Raw genomic sequence first — 24658 nt, forward strand, 5'->3', positions numbered from 1 at the left:
GCCGCCGCCGCCGCCCCGCCCAGGGCGTTCCTGACGGCGCGGGCGGGGCGACCGGCGTTGCACCGCCCGCGCCTTACGGCTCGGGCACGAACCGCGCGCGGAGCCAGCCGCCGTCGACGCCGGCGCTCGCGAGCCGGTAGTAGGCCAGGAACGCCGGGAGCGTCACGTTCCGGCGCTGGTTGCGGACCTGGACCACGAGGTCGTCGCCGAACTGCTCGGCCTCGACGTCGGCGTCGTCGGCGTAGGGGACCTTGATCGAGACGGTGTAGGCGTCGCCCTCGTTCTCGACCGTGTAGGACGGCTCGGCGTGGTAGACGGCGGCCGGGTCGCGATCGGCGTAGAGGCCGGCGCCGATCTGCTCCAGGAGGTCGAGCCCGAACACCTCCTGGCCCAGGTGCGGCACGCGCAGGACCGGGAGCGGGGCGAACGTCTCCTCGATCTCCCTCAAGTAGCCCGCCTGGGCCTCGACGTACTTTGCCATCACGCCGCCTGCCTCGTCCTCGGGCACCACGCGGTTCACGATCGCCGCGTCGACGCCGTAGCCGTAGAGCTGGAGGTAGGTGTAGGCGCGCTTGGCCTCCTGGATCACCATGCGCTCGGGGTTCATGACCAGGCGCGCGCTCGTCACCTGCGGGTCTTGCAGGACCTCCTGGACCTCGCCCAGCTTCCCGAACAGGGCGTCGAGCTCCTCGTAGCCGCGGTCCAGCGGGATCCCGGTCGTCTTGCGGACGGCGAACCCGACGGTCTTGATGGCCGTCTTCTGCAGCGGGAACGCCTTCTGGAGCCACCACTGCGTGACTTGGGGGAGCGTGAGGAGCGTGAGCGTCTCGCCGGTCGGGGCGGCGTCGAGCACGATCACGTCGTAGTCGCCCGAGCGGTAGAACTGGTCGAGCCAGAGCAGCGCCGAGCCCTCGCCCATGCCCGGGAGCGCGGCGAGCTCCTCGGCCGCGATCGCGTCGGCGCCCTGGAACCGGAGGACGGCCCGGACCAGCTCGCGCATGTTGCCCCAGTACTTCCGCATCGAGTAGTACATGTCGACCTCCATCGCGTCCAGGCGCGGGGCGATCTCCTGGGGCTCCGGCCCGAGCGGGCGGTCGACGGCGTCGGCGAGCGAGTGGGCGGGGTCGGTCGAGAGGACGAGCGTGCGCTTCCCCTGCTTGGCGCAGGCGAGGGCCGTGGCCGCGGCGCAGGTCGTCTTCCCCACCCCGCCCTTTCCGGTAAACAGCAGGACGCGAGGCATGGCGAGTAACGGGTGATGAGTGATGGGTGAAGGGTCCAGAGGCTGCGCCGTTCCCTCCGGCCGCCCCGCCCTCTGGGTCCGCCCTGTGCTGCGTCAGGCCAGATCGGGCCAGCGGCTTCGGGATCGACACGTGATTCGTGATGCGTGAGGGTGCCCCAGAGCGACCTCACGCATCACGAATCACGCGCCCCGGCTCGGCGAACCCACTCCTCACGAGACCCCTGGCACAGCACCAGCCGCCCCGCCCGTCACTCTTCACTCGTCGCCCACCGTCCGACCACCCCGTCCGTCACCCGTCGTCCGCCCCGCCGTCGCGGGCGTCGCGGATCATCTCCTCGGCTGTCCGGCCACCCCGGTTGTTGGGGTTCGTCACGGGCGCGGGCTCCCGGGGCGGGGCAGTCCGGGGCGGGGCGGCCCCGGCCGGCTCGCGCGGCGCCTCGGGCGCGCGCGGCGCGCCTGGCCCGCGTAGGCGGGGCGGTGGCTGGCCCCGCGGGTCCGGCGGCCCGATGCGGCCGCGGTCGGCCGCCCCGCTCCACCCGGCGTCGCGGGCGGGGCGGCCCGACCCGAGCGCGGGGCGGTCCTGCTCGGGCCGCTCGATGTCCAGACTGTCGCCGCGGAGCGGCCGGTCGACGTCCCACCCCGCCCCGTAGGCGCCGTCGCCCCACGGGTCGTCCTCCCACGAGCCGCCGCCCCAGGGGTCGCCCGTGGTCAGCGAGTCCGCGCCGAAGGCGAAGTCGAACGTCTCGGGCGGGGCGGGGAGCGTGGCCGGCGGGAGCCGGTCCTGCACGCGCGAGAGGAAGCCGGCGACGACGGGCAGCGCCGTCTTCGACCCCTCGCCGGTCGCCTTGGAGCGGAACGTGACGCGCGGGTCGTTGAACCCGACCCAGGCGCCGACGGCGAGGCCGGGGCGGAGCGCGATAAACCAGCCGTCGGCGTAGCGCTGCGTGGTCCCGGTCTTGCCGGCCAGGTCGCCGGTCGCGCCCAGCCGGCGGAGGTCGCGGCCGGTCCCCCGGTCGACGGCCGCGCGCAGCATCTGGACGAGGTTGCGGGCGTCGCGGCGCGTGAGCACCTGCGCGCCGGTCCCGCCGAACGTGTCGAGCACCTGGCCCGACGCCGTCTCGACGCGCGTGATGAGCAGGGGCGCGCGGCGGAGGCCCTCGTTGGCGGCCGTCCCGTAGGCGCTCACCATTTCGAGCAGCGTGACCGGGCTCGTGCCCAGGCCGATCGACGGGACCACGTCGAGCGGGCTCTCGACCCCCATCTGCTGGGCCACGAGCGCGACCCGGTGCGGGCCGACCTCCTGCGTGAGCCGGGCCGTCGCCGCGTTCTTCGAGTAGGCCAGGGCGTCTTCGAGCGTGCCGGCGCTGACGCCGCCGGTCGGCGTCCACTCGGTCCCGTCGTCCAACTCGACGGTCGCCGCCCCGCCCTCGATCTCATCGTCGGGGGCGTAGCCGCGCTGGAGCGCGCTCGCGAACACGAACGCCTTGAACGTCGAGCCCGGCTGGCGCCGCGCGACGCCGGCGTGGTCGTACTCGTCGACGGCAAAGTCGCGGCTGCCCACATAGGCGCGGACGGCGCCGGTCTCGGGGACGAGCGCCACGAGCGCGGCCTCGACGCGGCGGACCGCCCCGCCCACCGAGTCGACGAGCGCGCGGTCGGCGAGCGCGTCGGCCTCGGACGCGCCGCCGTCGCGGAGCCGGGCGTAGGCGTCGGTCCGCCGGAGCGCGGCGTCGAGGGCGCGGCGGGGCGGCCCGCGCCGCCACTGGGCGTCGGCCGTCCGCTGGAGCCGCTGGGCGCGCTCGGCGACGGCGGCCTCGGCCTCGCGCTGGAGGCCCAGGTCCAGCGTCGTCCACACGACGAGCCCGTCTCGGTCGACGTCGTACCCGCGCGGGACGGCCCACGCGTCGAGCGCGGCGCGGACGGCGGCCGTAAAGTGCGGCGCGGCGCTGTAGGTCGACGGCTGCGGCGCGAGCTCGACGCCGAGCGGGGCGGCCTGGTAGCGCGCGGCGTCGGCGCGGGAGAGCGCGCCGGTGTCGGCCATGAGCCGGAGCACGAGGTCGCGGCGCTTTTTGGCCGCCTCGGGGCGGCGGACCGGGTTGTAGGCGTCCGGCCCCTTCAGCATGGCCACGAGCGTGGCCGCCTGCGGGACCGTCAGGTCGGGGGCGTGCGCGCCGAAGTAGGTCCGCGCGGCGAGCTCGACGCCGGTCGCGTTGTACAGGAACGGGACCGTGTTGAGGTAGGCCTCCAGGATCTCGCGTTTGGTGTGGTCGCGCTCGATGGCGCGGGCCGCCAACATCTCCATCGTCTTCCGGCGGACCGTCCCCTCGCTCCCGATCTCCTCGGGGAACAGGTTCCGCGCCAGCTGCTGCGTGACCGTCGAGCCGCCCTCGCGGCGCCCCCTCGCCGTGTTCCACACGGCCGCCGCCGTCCGCCGGACGTCGACGCCGCCGTGGGCGTAGAACCGGCGGTCCTCGGTGGCCAGCAGGGCGTCGACGAGGTGGAGCGGGATGGAGTCGAGCGGCACCCACTCGCGGAAGTCGGGCTCGAACTGCGTCAGCCGCTTCCCGCGTACGTCGAGGACCACCGTCGGCTGGGACCGCGTGGCCCGGGCCAGCGCGTAGGCGTCGGGCGTGCTCTCCGCGAGCCGCCACGCGTAGCCCGCGAACGCGAGCGCGCCGACGAGCGCGAGCGCGAGCGCGAACCCCACCGCCCCGCCCACGGCCGCCATCAGCCGGCGCCCCCACCCCGCCTCCGGGTCACGGACGGCCTGCGCCCACCGCACGAGCGGGTTCCACGATCGGCGAGCGGGCGCCCAGCGCTTGGCGGGGCGGCCGATGGAGCGGCGGGACGACACGGGCGGGGCGGGCAGGAGACCGGGAGCCTACGACGCCTGCGAAGGCCGTGCCACCGTCGGGCCGCCCCGCCCAGCGCCCTCGCACCAGACGGGCCATGAGCGGGAGGTCCGTAGGTTGCAGAGCCTCCGGCCGAGCGCGGGCGGGGCGGCCGGCACGGGCACGCCACCCCGCCCTCACCGGGCGGGGCTGTCAGAGACTGTTCGGTAGAGGTTCTCCCTCCCCCACCGGGGGAGGGCCGGACCCAAAGGGCCGGGAGGGGGACAGACGTCGGAGCGACCGCCGAGGGCGGGGCGGCCGACACGGGTCCCCCCTGGCTGCGCCGGCCTGACGGTCCCCGGCCTCCCCCGCTGGGGGGAGGAGACTCGAAGCAGGCTACCTAACAGCCTCTCAGACGGGGCGGGGCGGCTGCTCGTTTCCTCTTTCCCCGCCCCCGTTTCCCCTGCTAGTACCGCGTCGTGACCGACTTCCGCTTGAGCGCGCTCAGCCACCGCGTGATGTCGATGCCCTTGGGGCACGCCTGGACGCAGTTGAAGATCGTGTAGCACTTCCACAGGCCGTCCTTCGAGTCGACCACCTTCAGGCGCTCCTCGGGCTCCGTGTCGCGGCTGTCGAACACGTAGCGGTACGCCTTGAGCATGGCCGCCGGGCCGAGGTAGTCCGGGTCGGCCCAGGTCGAGGGGCACGAGTGCGTGCACGCCCCGCACATGATGCACTTGGTCGCGTCCTCGATCACCGCGTGCTGCTCGGGGCTCTGGATCCGCTCCTTGACCGGCGTCGCCTCGTCGTTGATGAGCCACGGCATGACCGCCCGGTACTTGTCGAAAAATCGCGACTGGTCGACCACCAGGTCCTTGATCACCGGCGCCGCCGGCAGCGGCTCGAACGTGACCGTGTCGCCGTCCTTCAGGCCGAGGTCCTGGACGAGGATCGAGCAGGCGAGTTGGTTCTCGCCGTTGATCTTCATGGCGTCCGACCCGCAGATGCCGTGGGCGCAGCTCTTGCGGAATGTGAGCGTCCCGTCGAGGTGCCACTTGACGTAGTGGAGCAGGTCGAGCGCCCGGTCCATGGCCTCGGCCGGGACCTGGAACGCGTCGAAGTGCGGGCGCTCGTCGGTCTCCGGGTTGAACCGCTTGACCTTGACGGTCAGCGTCATCGTCGGCGCCGCCCCGCCCGCACGGCGGCGCGGGGTGTTCGAGGGCGACTTTTCGGCCTCCTCGACGCGGTCTTCGATGGGCTCGGTGACGGGTGTGGGATCGTCGGTCATGGGATGAGAGGTCGAGGGGTGCGGGGTGGAGAAGTGCGGGCGGGGCGGGACGGCGTTCTGCTCGTCCCCCATCCCCTATCCCTCTCCATCCCTCCTTTAGTATTTCCGCTCCTTCGGCTGGAACTGGGTGATCACGACGTCCTTGTAGCCGATCTCCACCCCGCCCTTCTGGTCGCTCCAGAACAGCGTGTGCTTGAGCCACTCGTCGTCGTTCCGCTCCGAGTAGTCCTCGCGGAGGTGGGCGCCGCGGCTCTCGGTCCGGTTTCGCGCCGAGACCGTAATCGCCTCGGCGTAGTCGACCATGAACTGGACCTCGACGGCGTCCATGAGGTCGGTGTTGAACCGCTTGCCCTTGTCGTCGCACGTGACGTGGGCGGCCCGCTCGCGGAGCGACTGGAGGTCGCCGAGCGCGTCCTGCAGAGTGTCGTCGGTCCGATAGACCGAGACGTTCTTCATCATGGTCTCCTGGAGGTCCGTGCGGACGACGACAGCCTTTTCGCCGGCGTCGACGGGCCGGCTCAGGATCGAGTCCAGCATCTCGCGCGTCCGGGCCTCCGGCTTGTCGCCGAGCGGGAGCCGCGCGTTCCCCTCCTGGCGGATCTGCTTGGCCATCGCCATGCCTGTCCGGCGCCCGAACACGACGAGGTCGAGGAGCGAGTTCGTCCCGAGCCGGTTGGCCCCGTGGACGCTCACGCAGGCGCACTCGCCGACCGCGTAGAACCCCTCCACCTTATCGTCGCGGCTGGAGGACTTTACGACCTGGCCGTCGGCGTTCGTCGGGATCCCGCCCATCGCGTAGTGGCACGTCGGGGCGACCGGGATCGGCTGCTTGACCGGGTCGATGCCGAGGTAGACGCGGCTAAAGGTCGAGATCTCAGGCAGCTTGTGCTCCAGCACGTCCGAGCCCACGCCCGTCATGTCGAGCACGACGTGGTCCTTGCCGTTCACGCCCCGCCCCTCGCGGATCTCCTTGTAGATGCACTGCGAGACCATGTCGCGCGGCGCGAGGTCCTTCACCGTCGGCGCGTAGCGCTCCATAAAGCGCTCGCCCTCGGAGTTGCGCAGGATGCCGCCCTCGCCGCGCGCGCCCTCGGTGATGAGGATGCCCAGGCGGTAGAGGCCCGTCGGATGGAACTGGATAAACTCCATGTCCTCCAGCGGAAGGCCAGCCCGGAGCGCGAGCGCGAACCCGTCGCCGGTCCCGGCATGCGCGTTCGAGGTCGTCTTAAAGGCCCGGCCGTAGCCGCCCGTCGCGAAGCACGTGATGGACGCCTCGAACGTGTGGACCTCGCCGGTCAGGATCTCGTAGGCGACGCAGCCCGCGACGGCCTCGCCGTCTTCGGCCGTGATGAGGTCGAGGACCTGGTACTCGTCGTAGAACGTGACCTTGTTCTTGACGCACTGCTCGTAGAGCGTGTGCAGGATCATGTGGCCCGTCCGGTCGGCCGCGTAGCACGCGCGCCGGACCGGGGCCTCACCGAAGTTGCGCGTGTGCCCGCCGAACCGGCGCTGCGCGATCTTGCCCTCGCGGGTCCGCGAGAACGCCACGCCGTAGTGCTCGAGCTCGATGATCGTGCGCGGGGCGTCCTTGCACATCTGCTCGATCGCGTCCTGGTCGCCCAGGTAGTCCGAGCCCTTCGTCGTGTCGAAGGCGTGCCACAGCCAGTGGTCCTCCTCCTCGTTGCCGAGCGCCGCGCCGATCCCGCCCTGGGCCGCGCCCGTGTGGCTGCGGAGCGGGTGGAGCTTCGAGACGACGGCGACGTCCGCCCCGCCCTCGCTCGCGTAGAGCGCGGCCATGAGGCCGGCCCCGCCGGCGCCGACGATAACGATGTCGTGGGAGAGAGTCATGGGAGTGGAGGGATGTGGGATGGAGAGGGATGCGAGAGGGATGAGGAATGCGCGTTCTGCTCATCCCTCCATGCCCCATCCCTCCACCCCTCTGTCTACAAGCCGGCGACGATGACGGAGTACGAGCCGACCAGGAGCAGGACGAGCGCGAGCGTCCACGACAAGGCCGTCGCGCCGACGCGGGCGAGGTCGTTGCGGATGTAGTCGGTGAGGACATTGTTGAGCCCGTAGAACCCGTGGTGCAGCGCGAAGAGCAGGAACAAGAGGTTGAACCCCTTCCAGAGCACGGAATACACCGGATCGGCGAGGCGGAGCATGAGGACGTCGTACGGCGTCACGCTGGCCTCGCCCGGCGGGTGCGTCGGCCCGGGCGCCCCGCCCACGATCTCGCTGTCCTGGGCCGGCACCACGCGCGGCGTCTCGACCGTGCGCACGCCGTCGCGGAGGCGGGCGGCGCGGACGGCCTCGGCGGCCTCCTCGCTGTAGAGCGGGAGCACGCCGGCCTCGGCGTCCTCGGCCGTCACGACCGAGTGCGAGATGGACGCCGTCGTGCGGTCGTAGTGCTGAACCCAGAAGTGGGTGATCAGCAGGAAGATGAGGAACGTGCCCGTGATCCGGTGGGTGAACCACTGAAGGGCGCTGGAGCGGGCCGTGCGGCCGTAAGACGTTGCCATGGCGAGGGCGGGGTGGGGTAGACCGGGCGGTCCTTAGCTGCTGAACCAGTCGACGAGCGCGGCGATCGACGGGTACCCGCCGACGGCGAAGAGCACGGCGGCAACGGCGCCGAGCGTCCAGAACAGCTTCTGCTGGTTCGGGCTCCACCCCATAAAGTCGATGAGCACGATGCGGAGCCCGTTGAGCGCGTGGTAGATCACGGCGCCCAGGAGCAGGAACTCGCCCACCTTGAAGATGGGCGCGTGGTAGCTCGTGATGAGCGCGTTGTAGGCGTCGGGGTTCGTGACCGCCTTGAGCCCCCACACGTGGACCACGAGGTAGCCCACGAGCGCGAGCCCCGTCAGGCGGTGGAGCATCCACGCGAGCATGCCCACGCGGACGCGGTAGCGCTGGACGGTCTTCGGGGTGTACTCGCGGACGGTGTCGGCGGCGACGGCCATGGCGGCGTGGGGCCTGGGGGTGGAAAAGGGCTACCGCCCGGCAGACAGCGAGGTTTCACTCTGGAGTGAAAGTTACGCCCGGGCGGTCGCCCAAAGTACGTCGCCACCGGCGCCTCGTGCCCTCTTTGCACACGCTCCCCCCGACGGCCGGCGCCGCTCGCGCCGCACCGGGCGCTCTACCTTGCCGCCTCACCCATCCCGCCCCGCCCTGGACACGTTGGACGAGGTCCTCGCCTACATCGAGCGCATTCCGGAGCGGATGTGCGCGCCGCCGCAGCCCCGATTTCTCCACGACCTGTCGGCCGGGCTCCAGGGGCGTGGGGCCGTCGTCGAGCTGGGGACGCACGCGGGCAAGTCGACGATCGCCCTGGCGCACGCGCAGCGGTCCCGCCCCGACGGCCGGCCCGTCCACACGGTCGACCTCGTGGAGCACCCGCGCCTCGCGGAGCATCTGGCGGCCACCGGCCTCACCGATTGGGTCGTCCAGACGCAGGCGCGCTCTTCGACCGTCGCGCACGGCTGGTCCGGCCCCATCGAGCTCTTGTGGATCGACGCCGACCACAGCGCGCGCGGGCTGCTCTCCGACCTCCGGCTGTGGACGCCCCACGTCGTGGGGGGCGGGGTGGTGGCCGTCCACGACTACCCGGGCTTCCACGGGGCCGACCAGAAGGCCCGCGCCGTGCGCCGGTTCCTCCTCGCGCGCCCCGACCGATGGCGCGTGATCTCGGACCGGGAGGCCGGGAGCATCTTCGCCGTCGAGCGGCTCCCGCCGGCCGCCCCGCCCTCGCTCCTGCGGCGGAGTCTCGGCCGCGCCCGCTGGGCCGCGCACAGCGCCCGGTTCGTGGTCTCGGAAGCGCTCGACCTCCGGCGCGGCTGACGGTCGTGAGGGCCGCCCCGCCCGCGACCTCAACAACGATGCGGGGGCGCGACCCGAAGGCCGCGCCCCCGTAGAGCGCCGTCGGAGCAGGAGGCCGCTCGGGCGGGGCGGCTAGCCGCGGTCGCCGACCGGCGTCACCGTCTTGCCGCGCGCGCCGACGTACTCGGCGCGGGGGCGGATGAGGCGGTTGTCCTGCCACTGCTCGAGGAGGTGGGCCGTCCACCCCGTCATGCGGCTCATGGCGAAGATCGGCGTGTAGAGGTCGGCCTCGATGCCGAGCAGGTAGTACACGCTGGCCGAGTAGAAATCAACGTTGGCGTCGAGCCCCTTCCGCTCCTTGACCGTCGAGCGGATCGTGTCCGACATCTCGAGCCACCGCGTGTCGCCCTTTTCCTCGGACAGGCCGGAGAGCAGGTTGCGGAGAATCGTGGCGCGCGGGTCGAGCGTCTTGTAGACCCGGTGGCCGATGCCCATGATCTTCTCCTTGTTCTCGATCTTGCGGTCGACGAACTCCTGGGCTGTCTCGCCGGACTCGTCGAGCTCGAGGAGCGTCTTCATCACCTCGATGTTGGCGCCGCCGTGGAGCGGCCCCTTCAGCGCGCCCACCGCGCCGACGACGGCCGAGTACATGTCGGCCAGCGTCGACCCGATCACGCGGGCCGTGAACGTCGACGCGTTCAGGCCGTGCTCGGCGTGGAGCACGAGGGCGGCGTCCATGATCTCCTCGGCGGCCGGGCCGGGCGCCTCGCCGTTGAGCTGGTAGAGGAAGTCGTGGGCCGTCGAGCCCTCGCCCGTGGGCGCGATCACGTCCTTCCCCTTGCGGATGCGGTCGAACGCCGCGACGAGCGTGGGGAGCTTGGCCGTCAGGCGGACCGCCTTGCGGTAGTTGGCCTCGGGCTCCATGACGTCGGCCTCGTCGTCGTAGGCCGAGAGCATGGACAGCGCCGTCCGCATGGCGGCCATCGGGTTGGCGCCCTTCGGCGTGTGGTGCCGGAGGTGGTCGAGCAGGTCGGGGTGGACCTGCCGGGCCTCGCGGAGCTGGCCGTTGAGGTCGTCGAGCTGGCTCTGCGTCGGGAGCTCGCCCTTCCACAGGAGGTAGGCCGTCTCTTCGAACGAGGCGTTCTGGGCCAGGTCCTCGATCGTGTAGCCCCGGTACAGGAGCTCGCCCTTCTGGCCGTCGATGAACGAGAGCTCAGTGTCGAGCGCGGTCACGCCTTCGAGGCCGCGGGACTTCTGGGGCGCCCCGTTGCCGGCGGCGTCGGTGGAGGTGGATGCGGTCGTAGGCTCTGCCATCGGAGGGGTGGGGCGGGGCGGCGGGGCGGGCCGCCGGTGAGACGGGATGCGTGAGATCAGCCTACCCGCCCAGGGCGCTTCGGGTTCGCCCCCGGCCGCCCCATCGGCCGCCCCGCCCGTGATTCCCACGGGATTCCACAGACGCCGCCCCCGCCGCGGTCTTCGCGCCGGATCTGCGAGCGGCCGTGCGGCTGTGCCGTACTTTCGCCGCACGCGAGGAGTGTGTCCGGACCCTCTGATTGACTGGTCTGTTTGCTCCGGCCCCGCCCCGCCCCCCCTCTGCGACGCCGAGCTCCCGGCCTCCCCCGCCTTCGCGGCAGGACCCCGGTTCTCGGCGCCCCCCGACGCGACCGCGTCGCCCATGCACTCGGTGCCCCTCCCGCTCCGCACGCTCGCCCGTTGGGCCGCGCTCCTGGCCGTCTGGCTGGACGCGCGGCCTTCCGTGCGCGTCGCCGCGCGGGCTCCGGCCCCGCCCCGCCCGCCCGCCCCTCGGCCGGCCGGCCGGCGAGCCGCCCCGACCGCCCGACCCCGCGCTGCGGCGCCGGGCGGCCCCCGGAGGCCCGAGCGCCCCGCCCCTGTACCCCTTGAAAAAGCAAATCGTCATCAACGCGAGCAAAGACCGCTCGCGGATCGCCATCGTCGAGGACGGTGAACTCGTCGAGCTCTACGTCGAGAACCCCGACAACGTCCGCACGATCGGCAACATCTACCTCGGACGCGTCCAGAAGGTGATGCCCGCGCTCCGGGCCGCCTTCGTCGACGTCGGACAAAAGCAGGACTGCTTCCTCCACTTTTCCGACCTCACCGACAACTTCCCCCAGCTCCAGGCGCTCGCCGGCGAGGACGTCCCCGGACTCGACGAGCCGGTCCTCGCGCTGGCCCCGGCCAAGCGGATCGCCGAGGACGCGTCGGAGCCCGACGTCGAGGAGACGCTCGAAGTCGAGACGCCCGCCGAAGAGTCGCGCACCCGGTCGTCCCGGAGCCGCCGGGGACGCGGGCGGGGTCGCGGGCGGGGTCGCGGACGCGGCCGGCGCGAGGAGGAGGAAGAGCAGGAAGAGTCCGGCGACGGCCGCCGGAGCCTGCCCGGCGTCATCGATCTGAGCTCGCCGCCCCGCCCGCGCCGGACGGCGAAAACCCGCGAGGCGCCGGAGGACAAGCCGGAGCGCTCCAAAGCGGACCGCTCCCAGGACGAGCCCCGCTCCGAAAGCGCGTCCGACACCTCAGCCCGCCGCCGCCGCCCGCGCGCGGCCGACGCGTCGCCCGACGAGGGCGGGGCGGAACCGGCCGACGCGCCGGCCGGCCGACGCTCCCGCAAGCGGGGCGACAAGCGGGAGGAGACGCCCGCGGAGACGAAGCAGGAAACCACGGGCGGGGCGGAGCCGGCCGCGGAACCCGCCTCGCCGTCCCGCCGCTCGCGCCGCCGCCCCGCCCGCGATGAGGGCGCCGACGACTCGACGGCGGGCGCCGAGCCCGCCGACACCTCCTCGTCCGACGACGCCGACGAGCGCTCCTCCGGCGGCCGCCGCCGCCGTCGCAGCCGCCGTGGGCGGGGCGGTCGGGGCCGTGGCGCCTCGACCGACGCCGCCGAGCAGGGCGCCGAGGCGCGACGCGACGAAGGCCAGGACAACGCTCAGCAGGACAAGAAGAAGGGCCAGGACGACACGCCGCGAGGCCGCCGCTCCCGCCCGTCCCCAAAGGCTGCGGACGCCGGCGCGGGCGAGACCGCAAAGGCGGACGCTAAGAAGGCGGACGACGAGCCGAAGGCCGACGACGCGCCGACCAAGCGCCGCTCGGGGCGCGCGTCCTCGAAAAAGACGCTGCCGTCGTCCATCGACCTGACATCGGGCTCCGGCACGACGTCCGACGACCGCCCCGCCCGCTCCAAGGGCGACGGCGACGGGCGCTCCCGGCGCCGCTCGCAGCGCGACGACGCGGGCGGGGAGGCGACCGACCGGGCCGCCGACACGGCCGACGCCGGCGCAGACGACAAGAGCTCGTCGCGGCGGCGGTCCCGCCGTGGGTCGTCGTCCGACCAGGGCGCGGCCGAGCCGCGCGGGCGCCGGGGCCGCTCGGCGGACGCCGACACGGAGACGACGGGCCGCACGTCCGACGACCCGGACCAGAAGGACCGTGACGAGACCAACGGCGGGCGGGGCGACCGCTCGCGCAGCGGCGGCCGGTCGAACGGGCGCGGCGGCCGCTCGCAGGGCGGCCGCGGGCGGGGCGGCTCGTCCCAAGGCGGCCGGGGCGGGGCCTCGAAGGGCGGGGCGGTCCCGTCCAACGAGGACCTCCTCCGGCGCGACGGCTCGATCATCGTCAAGATCACGAAGGAGCCCATCTCGACGAAGGGGCCGCGCGTCTCGACCGACCTCTCGCTGGCCGGGCGCTTCCTCGTGCTCGTCCCGGCGGCCGACTACGTGGCCGTCTCGAAAAAGATCGAGAGCGCGAAAGAGCGGAAGCGGCTCCGGACGCTCGCGTCGAGCCTCAAGCCCGACGGGTTCGGCGTCATCGTGCGGACCGTGGCCGAGGGCCGCGACGCCAAGAGCCTCGACCAGGACCTCCGCCTGCTGACCGACAAGTGGCGGAAGATGGAGAACAAGCTCAACGAGAAGCCCTCCCCGCCCGTCCTCCTCTACGAGGACGTGAACATGGTGTCGTCGGTCATCCGCGACCTGTTCTCGGACGACTACGACCGCATCCTCGTCGACGACGAGAAGGTGTACCGCAACGTCAAGGCCTACGTCAAGGCCGTGGCGCCGCAGATGGCCGACAAGGTCGAGCTCCACAAGGGGCGGACCTCGGCGTTCCGGTCGGTCGGCATCGAGAAGCAGGTCGAGGAGGCGTTCTCGCGCCGCGTCAACATGAAGGGCGGCGGCTACCTCTACATCGAGACGACGGAGGCCATGCACGTGGTCGACGTGAACTCGGGCCGGGCGGGGCGGGGCAAGAGCCAGAAGCAGAACCTTATCGACGTCAACGTCGAGGCCGCGCGCGAGGTCGCCAAGCAGCTCCGGCTGCGCGACCTCGGCGGCATCATCGTGGTCGACTTTATCGACCTCCGGTACGACCGCGACCGCAAGAAGGTGACCGACGCGCTGAAAAAGGCGTTCGAGAAGGACCGGGCCGTGACGAAGCTGCTGCCCATGTCCGACTTCGGGCTCGTCCAGATCACGCGCCAGCGGCTCCGCCCGTCGATCACGACGCGGACCACCGACGAGGACGGCGAGCCTCTCGCCGGAGCCGCCGCGGCGGCGGCGGCCGGGGCCGGCGAGATCGGCGAGGTCGGCGGCCGGGCCGAGCCCGAAGCCCCGCTCGTCGACGACGTCCCCGAGCCCGACGACCTCCGCGGCGACCCGCGCGAGACGGCCGCGCGCGGGGCGGGGCGGAGCGACCGCTCAGCAGACCGTTCGGCGGACCGCCCCGCCCTCGCCCCCGAGGAGGTCACGCCGCAGGCGCTGGCCGGCCGCATCCGCACGTGGCTCGAGAGCTACCGGCAGTCGGTCGCCGAGGAGTACCAGGGCCGCCCGATCGTCGTCCGCGTGCACCCGCTGCTGGGCGCGTACCTGCGCCGCGGGTTCCCATCGCCGCTCACGCGGTGGCGGCTGAGCCTGCGCGGGCTCCCGTTCCAGATCGACGACGACCCGACGGTCGACCCGCTCGCGTTCGACGTCCGCGACCAGAAGTCGGGCCGGCCGCTCCTGAAGAAGTACGCGGCGTGAGGGATGAAGGGGTGGGGGATAAAGGGATAAGCAGAGGGGCCGCCCGTCCCTCCCCTCCCCGCATCCCTCGATCCCTCCCCCATCCCGCATTCCTCCCCCCGTGAAGCCCCCCGCCGTCATCGCTGCGCTGGAAGACGCCCTCGGGCAGCTCGGCGTGCGCGTGCGGCGCGAGCGGGGGCCGTTCCGGGGCGGCCTGTGCGTGGTCGACGGCGAGGAGGTGGTGGTCGTGAACCGGGCGCAGCCGCCCGAGGCGCAGGTCGCCGTGCTGGCCGAGGCGGTCCGCGCGAGCGACCACGACGGGCTCTACCTCCGCCCCGCCGTCCGCGCCGCGCTCGACGACGCCTGGGCCGCCGCCGACGCCGGCCGCGCCGACGGACCCGACGCGGGCGGACCCGACGCGGGCGGGGTGGAGGACGGGGACGCCGCGTGAGCACGCCGCCCCGCCCCGCCCCGCCCGATGCGCACCCGTCTCCCGCCCCGCCCCGCGCGGGCGGGGTGGAGAAGACGAGTTCGGGCGGGGCGGAGACGGCAGGCGAGCCCGCGGAGGGGCGCCCGGCCGAGACGGCGCCGGCGCTCACGGTGACGCTGCTGGGGACGGGGACGTCGACGGGCGTCCCAGTCATCGGGTGCCGGTGCGCCGTGTGCACGTCGGACGACCCGCGCGACCGGCGGCTCCGGACGTCGGCGCACGTCGTGGCGCACACGGCCGCCGGTGACGTCCACCTCCAGATCGACACCGGGCCGGACTTCCGCGAGCAGGCGCTCCGGGCGGGCGTCTCGGCCGTCGACGCCCTCCTGGTGACGCACGAGCACTTCGACCACGTCGTCGGCCTGGACGACCTCCGCCCGTTCTTTTTTGAGACGAAGGCGCCGGTCCCCGTCTTTGCCCAGCCCTCGACGGCGGACTCGCTCCGCGACATGTTCCGGTACATCTTCGACCGGACGTACCCCGGCTCGTCGGTCCTCGACCTCCACCCGGTCGACGGCCCGTTCGTCGCGTCGGCGCGCGAGGCGCCGGCGGCGCGCGTCGAGGTCGTGCCCGTGCCAGCGGTCCACGGGCGGTTCCGGGTGCTCGGGTTTCGGATCGGGGCGTTCGCCTACCTTACCGACGTGAACGGCGTGCCGCCGTCGAGCCGGGCGCTCCTGGAGGGTGTCGAGACGCTCGTGCTCGACGGGCTCCGGCCCGAGCGGCACCCGTCGCACTTCTCGTTTGCCGAGGCGGCCGCGTTCGCCCAGTCGCTCGGCGCGCGCGAGACGTGGCTCACGCACGTGACGCACGCGGTCACGCACGTCGAGGCCGACGCCTCGCTGCCGCCGGGCGTCCGCCTGGGGTACGACGGGCTGGTGCTGGAGGTGGCCGCGGCGTAGCGGCCGCCCCGCCCCAGGGGCCAACGCGCGGCGGGGTTTCCAGCGCACGTGGCCGGCGCCGGCGGCGCGCGTGGGGCGGGCGGGGCGGCGTAGGGAGCGCCCCCACTCCAATTCCAACTTCGGCGCAAGGCCGTGCATCGCAGAATCCGGCATCTACCTTGCGGGTTGGCTCTCCTCCATTTTGGCGCCCTGCGCCGATCCACCACGACGGTTTCCTCTATGCCCTTTTTGTCACCGCCCCGCCCGCTCGTCCGGCAAACCCTGACCCGCGCGGCCTCAATGCTCGCCCTGCTCGCCCTCGCGGCTGGCCCGGCCAGCGCGCAGTACGCGACAGGCCTCGCCGCCCCCTTCGGGATCACCCAACTCGCCGACGGCCGCGTCGTTGTCACGGAGGCGTTCGGCGGCCAGGCCACGATCGTCACCGAGGAGACCGCCGGCGGCGCGCTGTTCCCGGGGAGCGAGGCGCTCGTCACGCCCACCGGCATCATCCAGCTCCCCGACGGCGACGTGCTGATCGCCGACTTTAACGAGGACAACGGGCGCCAGCCTGACCAGGTCGTGCGAATCTCGGACGGGGTCGCGACTCTATTCGCGACGGGCCTGAGCAACCCGCAGGGCCTGACCCTCCTCTCCAACAACGACGTCCTCATCACAGAGGGCGGGTCGGGCCGGATCAGCCGGATCAGTAACGGCACGCGGTCGGTGTTCGCGGACACTACCACTGCCCCGCTCAGCGCTCCGAACGGGATCATCCAGATCGCAGATGGCCGCATTTTGGTCGCGAGCACGAACGCGGGCAACACAACGGACCCCAACGGCCCCGACGACAAGATCTTAGCCTTCGACGTCGATGGGAATCTCCTCGGGACGTTCGCGACGCTGTCGGCGCCCCGAGGGCTCACGCAGCTCGCAGACGGCCGGATCGCGGTGACGGCGGACAAAAGCCTCGTGCTCTACAACCCTGATGGGACTGTCAGCAACGTGATCACGACAAGCCTCATCAACCCGTTCGGCGTTACCCAACTCCCCGACGGCCGCATCCTCGTGGCGGACCCGAACTTGTCGAGCACGGGGACGACGGGCGAGACGGGCACAATCCGCGCCTTCCCGCTTCCCCCGCCGGTCTCGTCCGAGCCGGCCGCGTCGGCCGGCGTGACGATCGGCGATGCGTTCCCGAACCCGTCGACGGGCCGGGCCACGCTCGAGCTCACGGTCTCCGATCCCCAGGCCGTCCGTGTGACGGTGTACGACGTGCTCGGCCGCGAGATGGCCGTCGCGTTCGACGGCGCCGTCCGCCCGGGCGCCACGGCGCGCGTGGCGCTGGGCGGGGCGGACCTCGCGCCCGGCACCTACGTCGTCCGCGTGTCGGGCGAGGCGTTCGCCGAGTCCCGCCGGCTCACGGTGGCGCGCTGACGCATCCGCCCCGCCCGCGTGGGCGGGGCGGACGATTCGACCGGCGAGGCCGGGGCTCCTCTGGGGGTCCCGGCCTCGCTCGTTTCGGCCCACCCCGCTCCCGACTCGGGCGGGGCGGCAGAGCAGGGCGGTACCTTGCGGCTCCCCCCGCTGCCCGCATGCCCGCCCCGCCCGTCCTGGTCCTCAACGGACCGAACCTGAACCGCCTCGGCCTCCGCGAGCCCGACGTCTACGGCACCGAGACGCTGGCGGACGTCGAGGCCGGACTTCGGCGGCGGTTCCCCGACGTCGACCTCCGGTTCGAGCAGCACAGCGGCGAGGGCGCCCTCGTCGACGCGCTCCACGCGTCCGACGGCTGGGGCGGGGTGGTCCTGAACCCGGGCGGCTACGCCCACACGTCGGTGGCGCTCCGCGACGCGGTCGCCTCGGTGTCGGTGCCGGTCATCGAGGTCCACGTGTCGAACGTGTACGCCCGCGAGAGCTTCCGCCACCGGTCGCTGGTGGCGCCCGCCTGCGCCGGCGTGATCGTCGGGTTCGGCGTGGCCGGCTACTCGCTCGCGGTGCAGTACCTCGCGGACCGGGCCGAGCGGTGAGCGAGCGCCCCGAAGGCGAGCCGCCCCGCCCGGGCGGGGCGGGCTCCGAGCGGCCCGACGACGTGCGGCCGGCGCCGCAGTCGGTCGCGGAGCCGCAGACCCCCGCAGGGGACGGCGAAGCCAACGAGCCGTCGCCCGACGACGCGCTCGCCCCGAGCGGGCTGAGCGCGCCCGACCCCGGCGCCGAGGCGCTCGCTGAGGCCGACGCCGCGCCGGGCTCGCCGGCCGAGGCCGCCGACGTCGACCCCGAGGCCGCCCCGCCCCCAGCCGATCCACCGCGCGCCACCCCGCCCAGCGACGCCGAGGGCGGGGCGGGGCAGGGTGAAAAGGGCGCCTCGGGCGGGGCGGGCTCCGGCGCGCTGCTCGTGGCCGCCGGCATCTTCGCGAGCCGCGTGATCGGGCTCGTCCGCGACCGGGCCGTCGCGTTCTTCTTCGGGAGCGGGGCCTTTGCCGACGTGTACCGGCTCGCGCTGCGGGCGCCCAACTTCCTCCAGAACCTGCTGGGCGAGGGCACGCTCTCGGCGTCGTTCATCCCCATTTACTCGCGGATGCTGGAGGAGGGCCGGGAGGAGGAGGCCGGGCGGTTCGCCGGCGCCATCTTCGGGCTGCTGGCCGCCGTCGCGTCGGCCGCGGCCGTCCTGGGCGTGCTCCTCGCCGAGCCGTTCGTGGCCGTCATCGCGTCGGGGTTTCTGGACGACGCCGACAAGCTCCGGGCGGGGACGATCGTAGTCGACCGCTTCGAGCTGTCGGTCCGCGTGGTCCGGCTGACGTTCCCGATGACGGCGTTCCTGGTGCTCAGCGCGTGGGCGCTCGGCGTCTTGAACAGCCACCGGAAGTTTCTGCTGTCGTACTTCGCGCCGGTCGCGTGGAACGTGGCCCTCATCGCGGCCCTCTTCGGCGGGGCGACGCTCTACTTCGACGACCCGCTGGGGATCGGCGCGCTCGACGTGGTCCCGGCCGACGCGCTCAGCCGCCTGCTCGTCGCCGTGTTCGTGGGCGGCATCGTGGGCGGGATCCTCCAGTTCGGCGTCCAGCTCCCAACGGCGCTGAAGCTGATGAAGGGGTTCCGGCCGCGGCTGTCGCTGCGCGTCGAGGGCGTGCGCGAGGCGATCCGCGCGTTCGTGCCCGTTGTGCTCGGGCGGGGCGCGTACCAGCTCTCGGGCTACCTCGACTTCTGGCTCTCGACGTTCGTAGCCGCCGGCGCGCTGGGCGCGATCGGCTACGCGCAGACGCTGTACCTGCTGCCGATCTCGCTGTTCGGGATGAGCGTGGCGGCCAGCGAGCTCCCCGAGCTCAGCCGGATCTCGAAGGCCGAGCTCGACCGCTTTCTCGGCCGCGTGTCGGGGTCGGTCCGGCAGATCTTCTACCTGATCGTCCCGACGGTCGTGGGCTACCTCGGGTTCGGCTCGCTCGTCGTCGGCGCGTTCTACCAGACGGGGCAGTTCGACCTCAACGACACGTGGCAGGTCACGTTCGTGCTCATGGCCTACACGCTGGGCATGACCGCGACGACGGCGGGGCGGCTCCTGCAGAACGCGTTCTACGCCCTCAACGACACCAAGACGCCGGCGCGGATCGCCGTCTGGCGCGTGGCGGTCTCGGCTGTCATCGGGGCCGCGCTCATGTTCTACCTCGACCGCTTTAGCGTGAGCGGGCTCCTGGGCATCCCGTCCGAGGGCGAGCCGCTGCGGCTGGGCGCCGTCGGCCTGGCGCTGGGCTCGGCGGTGGGGGCGTGGGTCGAGCTGTGGCGGCTCGTCCGCGCGCTCCGGGCGCACGAGCCGGCGTTCCGGCTCCCGTGGGGCGGGGCGGCGCGGATGCTCGGGCTGGCCGGGCTGGCGGCGATCCCCGCGGCGGCCGTGCGGTGGCTCGTCCCGGCCGACCCGTTCCCGGTCTGGCTCTACGGGGCCGGCGTCGTCGCCGTCTACGGGCTGGCCTACCTCGCGCTGGGCCACCTGCTCGGGCTGCCCGAATCGGACGCCTGGCTCGGCCGGTTCCTCCGCCGCGCAAAGCGGGGGTAGCGGGTTCGGGGTTCGGGGTTCGGGGTTCGGGGTTCGGGGTTCGGGGTTCGGGGTTCGGGAAGATGAGGGCCGCCCCGCCCCTGGCGTCGAGGGCGGGGCGGCGCGTTGTCCCGACGTTGTCCACCCCGCCCCGCCCCGCCCGCACGCTCTGCGCCGCCCGTACCCTGGCGTTTGGGTTCTGACCCTCCGAACCCTGAACGTCTGAACCTCGAACCTTGAACCACCCCGCCCTGTGGCTGGATACCGCGGACACCTCGCCGGCGCCACCGTCTTCTACGGCCTCTACCTGGCCGCGCTCGCCCTCGTCTACTCCGTGGACCAGGCGTACCGCCAGTTTTCGGACCTCGAACTCGTCGCCATCCCCATCGCTCTGTTTGGCCTGTGCCTGATGTTCGGGCTGTGGCCGGACGTCGACACCAACTCGAAGGGGCAGAACCTGTTCTACTCGATCTTCTTCGTCGTCGACGTGGTCCTGATCGCGACGCGGCACACCGAGGAGGCGGCCTACCTCGGCCTGTTCTGCATCCTTCCGGCGCTGGGGAAGCACCGCGGGTGGACGCACACGACGTGGGCCATGCTGCTCATCCCGAGCCCGCTCCTGGCCCTGCCCCTGGTCCTCGCGCCCGACGCGCCGCTCGCGGGGCTCCCGTTCTACGGCGCCGCCGTCGTGGGCTACTTCAGCCACCTCGTCATGGACGGCCTCGTCGTCCGCCTGCCGGGCCGCCGCCGCCGGGCGGGGTGGTAGCGGGCAGCGGGCAGCGGAAGACCACCGCCCCGCCCACGCCGGAGCGGGGCGGCGGCTGTAGCGGCGTTGCATGCAACGCCGTCGGGCTGCGGGACGTGGGCGGGGCGGCGACGGGCGGGAACGTCCCAGACCGCCCCGCCCTCACGAACTGGGCGGGGCGGTGACCCTGGCCGTGTCCCGCGCGTGGCGGAACCGCCCCGCCCACGGGCGACCGCCGGTCGCCCCTACGACGGGCGGGGTGGGCGGAACTTTTTGCGGCGCCCGCCCCATCCTCCTCTCCTCCTCTCCTCCTCTCCTCCTCTCCTCCTCTCCTCCTCTCATGGACTTTCTCTTCAAGTCGTGGACGTCGCTCGGCAAGACGATCCTGACGGCCGCCCTCATCTACCCGCTCCTCATCGTCGTCCTGCGGGCGGGCGGCAAGCGGACGCTCTCGAAGATGAACGCGTTCGACTTTATCGTGACCGTCGCCATCGGGTCGCTCCTGGCCTCGACCGTGCTCTCGACGGCCTCGCTGGCCGAGGGCGTCGGAGCCATCGCGGCGCTCGTCGTGCTCCAGACCCTCATCACCTGGCTCTCCATCCGGTCCGACCGCTTCGAGAAGCTGATCAAGTCGCAGCCGACGCTCATCTTCCACGACGGCCAGTACATCGAGCGGGCCATGCGGGACCAGCGCGTCACGCGCGAGGAGATCCGCAACGCGATCCGCACGTCGAGCTCGGCCTCGGTCGAGGACACAGCGGCCGTCGTCTTGGAGTCCGACGGCTCGTTCTCGGTTCTGTCGAAGGTGAAGGACGGGAAGGCCGAGGCGCTCGCGGGCGTCGACGGCGCCGAGGGGCGCTGGGACATCGACCCCGTGCAGGGACCGTTCACGAACCCCGAGCCCGGTGTGAGTTAGGCCGCCCCGCCCGCGCTACCAGCCGGCGCGGCGGCGCCAGACGAGAGCTGCGCCGAGCGCGGCGGCACCCGCGGCGAGCTTGAGGGGGAGCGGGTCAGGCACCGGCGGCGGCAGCGCCACGATGCCCGTCTCGTCGGCGACGGCCGGGGCGCGCCCGTAGCGGTGGCCGACGGGGACCTCGACGTGGCCGTCGTAGGCGCGCAGCAGCGTGCCCACGCTGAGGCCCGTGATCGGCAGCCCGTGCCCGGCTCCGACCGCCGTCGGGTCGAGCTCGGCGAGGCGGTGGACGCTCGCCTGCGTGGCCTCCCAGTCGGGCGTGAACGGGGCCGGCGGCCGGTCGATCTGCTTCGGCTTCGTGACCTGGGCCGTCCAGCTGTCGAGGTCCATTGTGGCAAAGGCGTCGCCGGCCAGGAGCAGGCGATCGTCGTCGCGGAGCAGGGACACGTGGCCGGCCGTGTGGCCCGGCGTGTGCAGCCACCGCCACCCGGGCAGGCCGGGCACCGAGCCGTCGTCGGGGAGGGCGCGGACGCGGTCGCCGAAGTCGTACCCGGTCGTCGGGAAGAGCCGGCTGAGGGTGGAGATGGCGCCGGGGATGGTCGGGTCCTGGGGCGCGTAGTCCGAGCGGCCGGTGAGGTAGGGGAGCTCAAGCGGGTGCGCGTAGACGGGCACGTCCCACGCGCGGGCCAGCGCGAGCGCCGAGCCCGCGTGGTCGAAGTGCCCGTGCGTGAGGACGATGGCCTCGGGCCGCGCGCCGGCCCCGAACCGGGCCTCGGCCGCCGCCCGCGTCAGCGCCGCCGTCTTCGGCAGGCCGGTGTCGACGAGCACCCACGGCTCGCCCGGCGTCCCGACGAGGTAGGCGTTGACGAACCCGATGGGCACTCGGGCGACTCCAGGGGCGAACGGGTCGACGGCGAACGAGGCGGTCATGGGCGGTCCGGCGGGCGGGGTGGCGTCGGTCAACGCGCCGCCCCGCCAAGCGTTCGCGGCACCGGGCGGGGCGGCACTGGGCGGGGCGGCAACGGGCAACCGCCGGTCGCCCCTACGGGGTCGTGCGCGGGCGGGGCGGAACAAAACGGGCACCACCCCGCCCCCGCGTCTCATCCCTCATCCCTCATCCCTCATCCCTCATCCCTCATCCCCCGCCTACGCCACCGCCGACCCCAGGAACGTGACCGTCCCCGCGTCGGCGTCGACGCGGGCGGGGAGGCCGACGGGAACCGTGTAGACCGGCGAGGTGTGGCCGATGGGGGCGCCGAACACGGTCGGGCAGTCGTAGCCCCGGAGGTGCTCGCGGATCGTCCGCTCGGCGGACCACGTCGAGTCGCCGTCGGTGCACCGCGCGCACTGGCCGAACACGACGGCGGCCGGGGCGCGGAGGAAGCCGGCCATCTCGAGCTGCGTGAGGAGCCGGTCGACCCGGTAGGCCTCCTCGGACACCTCCTCGAAGAAGACCACGGCCCCGTCCGTGTTGGGGAGGTAGCCCGTCCCCGCGAGCGCGGCCAGGACCGAGAGGTTGCCGCCGACGAACGGCCCCTCGGCCACCCCGCCCCGGACCGTCTGCGTCTGGTCCCGGATGAGGCGCGTCTCGGGCGCGAGCGCGAGCGGCTCGCCGTCGACGACGGTCTGGAAAAAGCTCTCCACCACCTCGTCGCTCCACGACGAGATGCCGACCGGCCCGTGGAACGTGACGAGCCCGGTCCGCGCCCAGATGGCGACGAGGAGCGACGTGATGTCCGAGTAGCCGACGATGGGCTTGGGGTTGGCGGCGATCGCGTCGAAGTCGAGGAGCGGGAGGATCCGGGCGGCCCCCCACCCGCCGCGGATGGCGACGATGGCGTCGACCGCGGGGTCCTCGACCATCCGCATAAAGTCCTCGGCGCGCTGGGCGTCGGTGCCGGCCAAGAAGCCCTGCTTGGCCAGGACGTTGCGGCCCAGGCGGGTCTGGAACCCGAGCGCGCGGAGGTCCTGGATGGCCTCGGAGACCTGGGTCGCCGACTCGATCACGCCGGCCGGCGCGACCAGCCCGACCGTCCCGCCCCGCTGGAGGCGCGGCGGGAGCACGAGGGACTGCGCGGGCGGGGCGGCTTCCGCGGGCGGGGCGGCCTCCGCAGGCGGCGCGGCTTCAGCAGGCGGGGCAGGCAGCGGGGCGGCCTCGGCGACGGGCACGTCGCCGGCGGGCGGACGAGCGGGCGGGGCGGGCGGCGGGCGCCACGCGGTGCCGCACCCGGACAGGGCGGCGCCGGCGGCGCCGACGCCGAGCCAGCGGAGCGCCTCGCGGCGGGACGAGAATCGGGAGTCGGACAACGGCGGGCGGAGCAGGCGGGCGGGGCGGCGAGTGTAACGAGGGCACGGCCCCGCTGGCACCGAAAGATCGCCGGGCGGGGCGGCGACGTGCGGCCGCCCCGCCCTCGTCACGGCCGCCCCGCCCGGCGCGGCGGCCGGGGCGCGTAGCTTGGGGCCTCCCCCCGACCCGACGACCCGTGGCCCGCATCATCCACGCCGGCGACACGCCGGCCAAGCGCCGCCGCGCGCACACCCGCTCGTGCGCCGAGGCCCTCCGCCTGCTCGCCCAGCGCCCCGGCCTCGCCGCCGGCGTCTTCGACGCCGAGGCCAAGGACCTCGCCGCGTTCCTCGCCTTCCACCTCCGCGGCATCGAGGGGACGATCGAGGGGAGCGCCCAGTCGTGGGACGACCGCGGCTACTGGAAAAAGGCCGAGGCGCTCCGCGAGGACTACCGCTGGACGCGGTGGACGGCCGAGTCGCTCGAAGAGCTCCTCGTCGCCCAGAGATGGGACGAGGTCGTCCCCGTGCTCCTCGACCTCGTCCCCCGCTTTGCCGACGTCAACGTGAGCAAGATGACGCGCGACGCCGACCAGTGGGTCGGGGCCTACCGCGCGCTCGTCCGCCGGCAGGAGGCGTGAGCGGGGCGGACGCGGGCGGGGCGCCCGGGCGGGGCGGCCTCCGCACGCGCGACGACGGCGGGCGCCGGCTCGTCCACGACCCGGTCCGCCGGCGGTGGGTGGCGCTGACGCCCGAGGAGCGGGTCCGCCAGGAGCTCCTGCTCGACCTCGTGGCGCTGGGCTACCCCGTCGGCCTGCTGGCCGTCGAGAAGGGGCTCGCCTACCGCGGCCTCTCGTGGCGCGCCGACGTGGTCGCCTACGGCCGCGACGGGCGCGCGCGGCTGCTCGCCGAGTGCAAGGCGCCGGGCGTGGCCATCGGCCAGAAGACGTTCGACCAGCTCGCCCGCTACAACGCCGTCCTCGACGCCCCCGCCCTCGTCGTCGACAACGGCGCCGCGCGGTACTGCTGCGTCCGCGACGGGGCGGGGTGGCGCTTCGTCGACGCGCTGCCGGCGTTCGGGGAGGGCGAGAGCAGGTAGAGCGGGAGAGCGGGAGAGCGGGAGAGCGGGAGAGCG

21 protein-coding genes are annotated in these 24658 nt (G+C 73.4%); 12 read left to right on the forward strand and 9 right to left on the reverse strand.

Annotated elements, in window-relative coordinates; translation table 11 throughout:
• Positions 1–73 precede the first annotated feature (73 nt).
• The 6 genes from RM540_RS05980 to sdhC all read right to left on the reverse strand — a co-directional run bounded on the left by RM540_RS05980 (position 74) and on the right by sdhC (position 8322).
• Entirely contained in the window at positions 74–1240 is a 1167-nt protein-coding gene (locus RM540_RS05980) for an ArsA family ATPase (RefSeq protein WP_311662637.1), read from the reverse strand.
• A 289-nt stretch (positions 1241–1529) separates the two neighbouring features.
• A complete protein-coding gene (locus tag RM540_RS05985) occupies positions 1530–4094 on the reverse strand; it encodes a transglycosylase domain-containing protein (RefSeq protein ID WP_311662638.1) in 2565 nt (854 codons plus the stop codon).
• 443 nt (positions 4095–4537) lie between these two features.
• Positions 4538–5248: a succinate dehydrogenase iron-sulfur subunit gene (locus RM540_RS05990; protein ID WP_349256300.1), complete on the reverse strand. Its 711-nt coding sequence runs from the start codon at positions 5246–5248 to the stop codon at positions 4538–4540.
• Between the two features lie 207 nt (positions 5249–5455).
• Positions 5456–7207, reverse strand: coding sequence for a succinate dehydrogenase flavoprotein subunit (sdhA, locus tag RM540_RS05995; RefSeq protein WP_311662640.1), 1752 nt, complete (start codon positions 7205–7207; stop codon positions 5456–5458).
• A gap of 95 nt (positions 7208–7302) precedes the next feature.
• Positions 7303–7881, reverse strand: coding sequence for a succinate dehydrogenase/fumarate reductase transmembrane subunit (locus RM540_RS06000; protein ID WP_311662641.1), 579 nt, complete (start codon positions 7879–7881; stop codon positions 7303–7305).
• Between the two features lie 33 nt (positions 7882–7914).
• Complete coding sequence (gene sdhC / locus RM540_RS06005; protein WP_311662642.1) at positions 7915–8322, reverse strand: succinate dehydrogenase, cytochrome b556 subunit; 408 nt, start codon at positions 8320–8322, stop codon at positions 7915–7917.
• Between the two features lie 181 nt (positions 8323–8503).
• On the opposite strand from sdhC, the gene RM540_RS06010 reads away from it, so the two are divergent.
• Positions 8504–9199, forward strand: a complete 696-nt coding sequence (locus RM540_RS06010) for a class I SAM-dependent methyltransferase (protein ID WP_311662643.1) — start codon at positions 8504–8506, stop codon at positions 9197–9199.
• A gap of 111 nt (positions 9200–9310) precedes the next feature.
• On the opposite strand, the gene RM540_RS06015 is transcribed toward RM540_RS06010, so the two are convergent.
• A complete protein-coding gene (locus tag RM540_RS06015) occupies positions 9311–10492 on the reverse strand; it encodes a citrate/2-methylcitrate synthase (protein WP_311662644.1) in 1182 nt (393 codons plus the stop codon).
• 584 nt (positions 10493–11076) lie between these two features.
• On the opposite strand from RM540_RS06015, the gene RM540_RS06020 reads away from it, so the two are divergent.
• The 9 genes from RM540_RS06020 (at position 11077) to RM540_RS06060 (ending at position 21243) form a co-directional block, all read left to right on the forward strand.
• Complete coding sequence (locus RM540_RS06020) at positions 11077–14211, forward strand: Rne/Rng family ribonuclease (RefSeq protein WP_311662645.1); 3135 nt, start codon at positions 11077–11079, stop codon at positions 14209–14211.
• Between the two features lie 100 nt (positions 14212–14311).
• A complete protein-coding gene (locus RM540_RS06025) occupies positions 14312–14641 on the forward strand; it encodes a hypothetical protein (protein WP_311662646.1) in 330 nt (109 codons plus the stop codon).
• The gene (locus tag RM540_RS06030; RefSeq protein WP_311662647.1) at positions 14638–15579 is read left to right on the forward strand and encodes an MBL fold metallo-hydrolase; all 942 of its coding nucleotides are present in this window, start codon (positions 14638–14640) and stop codon (positions 15577–15579) included. The genes RM540_RS06025 and RM540_RS06030 overlap by 4 nt, the downstream gene beginning before the upstream one ends.
• Before the next feature lie 279 nt (positions 15580–15858).
• Entirely contained in the window at positions 15859–16992 is a 1134-nt protein-coding gene (locus RM540_RS06035) for a T9SS type A sorting domain-containing protein (protein WP_311662648.1), read from the forward strand.
• A gap of 158 nt (positions 16993–17150) precedes the next feature.
• Complete coding sequence (gene aroQ / locus RM540_RS06040) at positions 17151–17585, forward strand: type II 3-dehydroquinate dehydratase (RefSeq protein WP_311662649.1); 435 nt, start codon at positions 17151–17153, stop codon at positions 17583–17585.
• A complete protein-coding gene (gene murJ, locus RM540_RS06045; protein WP_311662650.1) occupies positions 17582–19603 on the forward strand; it encodes a murein biosynthesis integral membrane protein MurJ in 2022 nt (673 codons plus the stop codon). Before aroQ ends, murJ begins: the two co-directional genes overlap by 4 nt.
• 232 nt (positions 19604–19835) lie before the next feature.
• Positions 19836–20348 (forward strand): metal-dependent hydrolase, encoded by a 513-nt coding sequence (locus RM540_RS06050; protein ID WP_311662651.1) that lies wholly within the window; start codon positions 19836–19838, stop codon positions 20346–20348.
• Positions 20342–20512, forward strand: coding sequence for a hypothetical protein (locus RM540_RS06055; protein ID WP_311662652.1), 171 nt, complete (start codon positions 20342–20344; stop codon positions 20510–20512). Before RM540_RS06050 ends, RM540_RS06055 begins: the two co-directional genes overlap by 7 nt.
• A gap of 155 nt (positions 20513–20667) precedes the next feature.
• The gene (locus RM540_RS06060; RefSeq protein ID WP_311662653.1) at positions 20668–21243 is read left to right on the forward strand and encodes a DUF421 domain-containing protein; all 576 of its coding nucleotides are present in this window, start codon (positions 20668–20670) and stop codon (positions 21241–21243) included.
• 15 nt (positions 21244–21258) lie between these two features.
• Here the strand turns inward: RM540_RS06060 and RM540_RS06065 are convergent, their stop codons facing one another.
• Positions 21259–22170, reverse strand: a complete 912-nt coding sequence (locus tag RM540_RS06065) for an MBL fold metallo-hydrolase (protein WP_311662654.1) — start codon at positions 22168–22170, stop codon at positions 21259–21261.
• Positions 22171–22386: 216 nt separating this feature from the next.
• Complete coding sequence (locus RM540_RS06070; protein ID WP_311662655.1) at positions 22387–23547, reverse strand: S66 peptidase family protein; 1161 nt, start codon at positions 23545–23547, stop codon at positions 22387–22389.
• 176 nt (positions 23548–23723) lie between these two features.
• On the opposite strand from RM540_RS06070, the gene RM540_RS06075 reads away from it, so the two are divergent.
• Both RM540_RS06075 and RM540_RS06080 read left to right on the forward strand, forming a co-directional pair.
• Positions 23724–24164, forward strand: coding sequence for a hypothetical protein (locus RM540_RS06075; RefSeq protein ID WP_311662656.1), 441 nt, complete (start codon positions 23724–23726; stop codon positions 24162–24164).
• On the forward strand, positions 24161–24622 hold the full coding sequence (locus tag RM540_RS06080) for a type I restriction enzyme HsdR N-terminal domain-containing protein (RefSeq protein WP_311662657.1): 462 nt from the start codon (positions 24161–24163) through the stop codon (positions 24620–24622). The genes RM540_RS06075 and RM540_RS06080 overlap by 4 nt, the downstream gene beginning before the upstream one ends.
• Positions 24623–24658 lie beyond the last annotated feature (36 nt).

The organism is Rubrivirga litoralis (assembly GCF_031846415.1).
Lineage (GTDB): Bacteria > Bacteroidota > Rhodothermia > Rhodothermales > Rubricoccaceae > Rubrivirga > Rubrivirga litoralis.

Excerpts from the sequence above, each read along its gene's own strand:
- aroQ (WP_311662649.1), top strand. The coding sequence starts at position 17,151 with ATGCCCGCCCCGCCCGTCCTGGTCCTCAACGGACCGAACCTGAACCGC.
- RM540_RS06015 (WP_311662644.1), bottom strand. The coding sequence starts at position 10,492 with ATGGCAGAGCCTACGACCGCATCCACCTCCACCGACGCCGCCGGCAAC.
- RM540_RS06035 (WP_311662648.1), top strand. The coding sequence starts at position 15,859 with ATGCTCGCCCTGCTCGCCCTCGCGGCTGGCCCGGCCAGCGCGCAGTAC.
- sdhA (WP_311662640.1), bottom strand. The coding sequence starts at position 7,207 with ATGACTCTCTCCCACGACATCGTTATCGTCGGCGCCGGCGGGGCCGGC.
- RM540_RS05990 (WP_349256300.1), bottom strand. The coding sequence starts at position 5,248 with ATGACGCTGACCGTCAAGGTCAAGCGGTTCAACCCGGAGACCGACGAG.
- RM540_RS06065 (WP_311662654.1), bottom strand. The coding sequence starts at position 22,170 with ATGACCGCCTCGTTCGCCGTCGACCCGTTCGCCCCTGGAGTCGCCCGA.
- sdhC (WP_311662642.1), bottom strand. The coding sequence starts at position 8,322 with ATGGCCGTCGCCGCCGACACCGTCCGCGAGTACACCCCGAAGACCGTC.
- RM540_RS06060 (WP_311662653.1), top strand. The coding sequence starts at position 20,668 with ATGGACTTTCTCTTCAAGTCGTGGACGTCGCTCGGCAAGACGATCCTG.
- RM540_RS06000 (WP_311662641.1), bottom strand. The coding sequence starts at position 7,881 with ATGGCAACGTCTTACGGCCGCACGGCCCGCTCCAGCGCCCTTCAGTGG.
- RM540_RS05980 (WP_311662637.1), bottom strand. The coding sequence starts at position 1,240 with ATGCCTCGCGTCCTGCTGTTTACCGGAAAGGGCGGGGTGGGGAAGACG.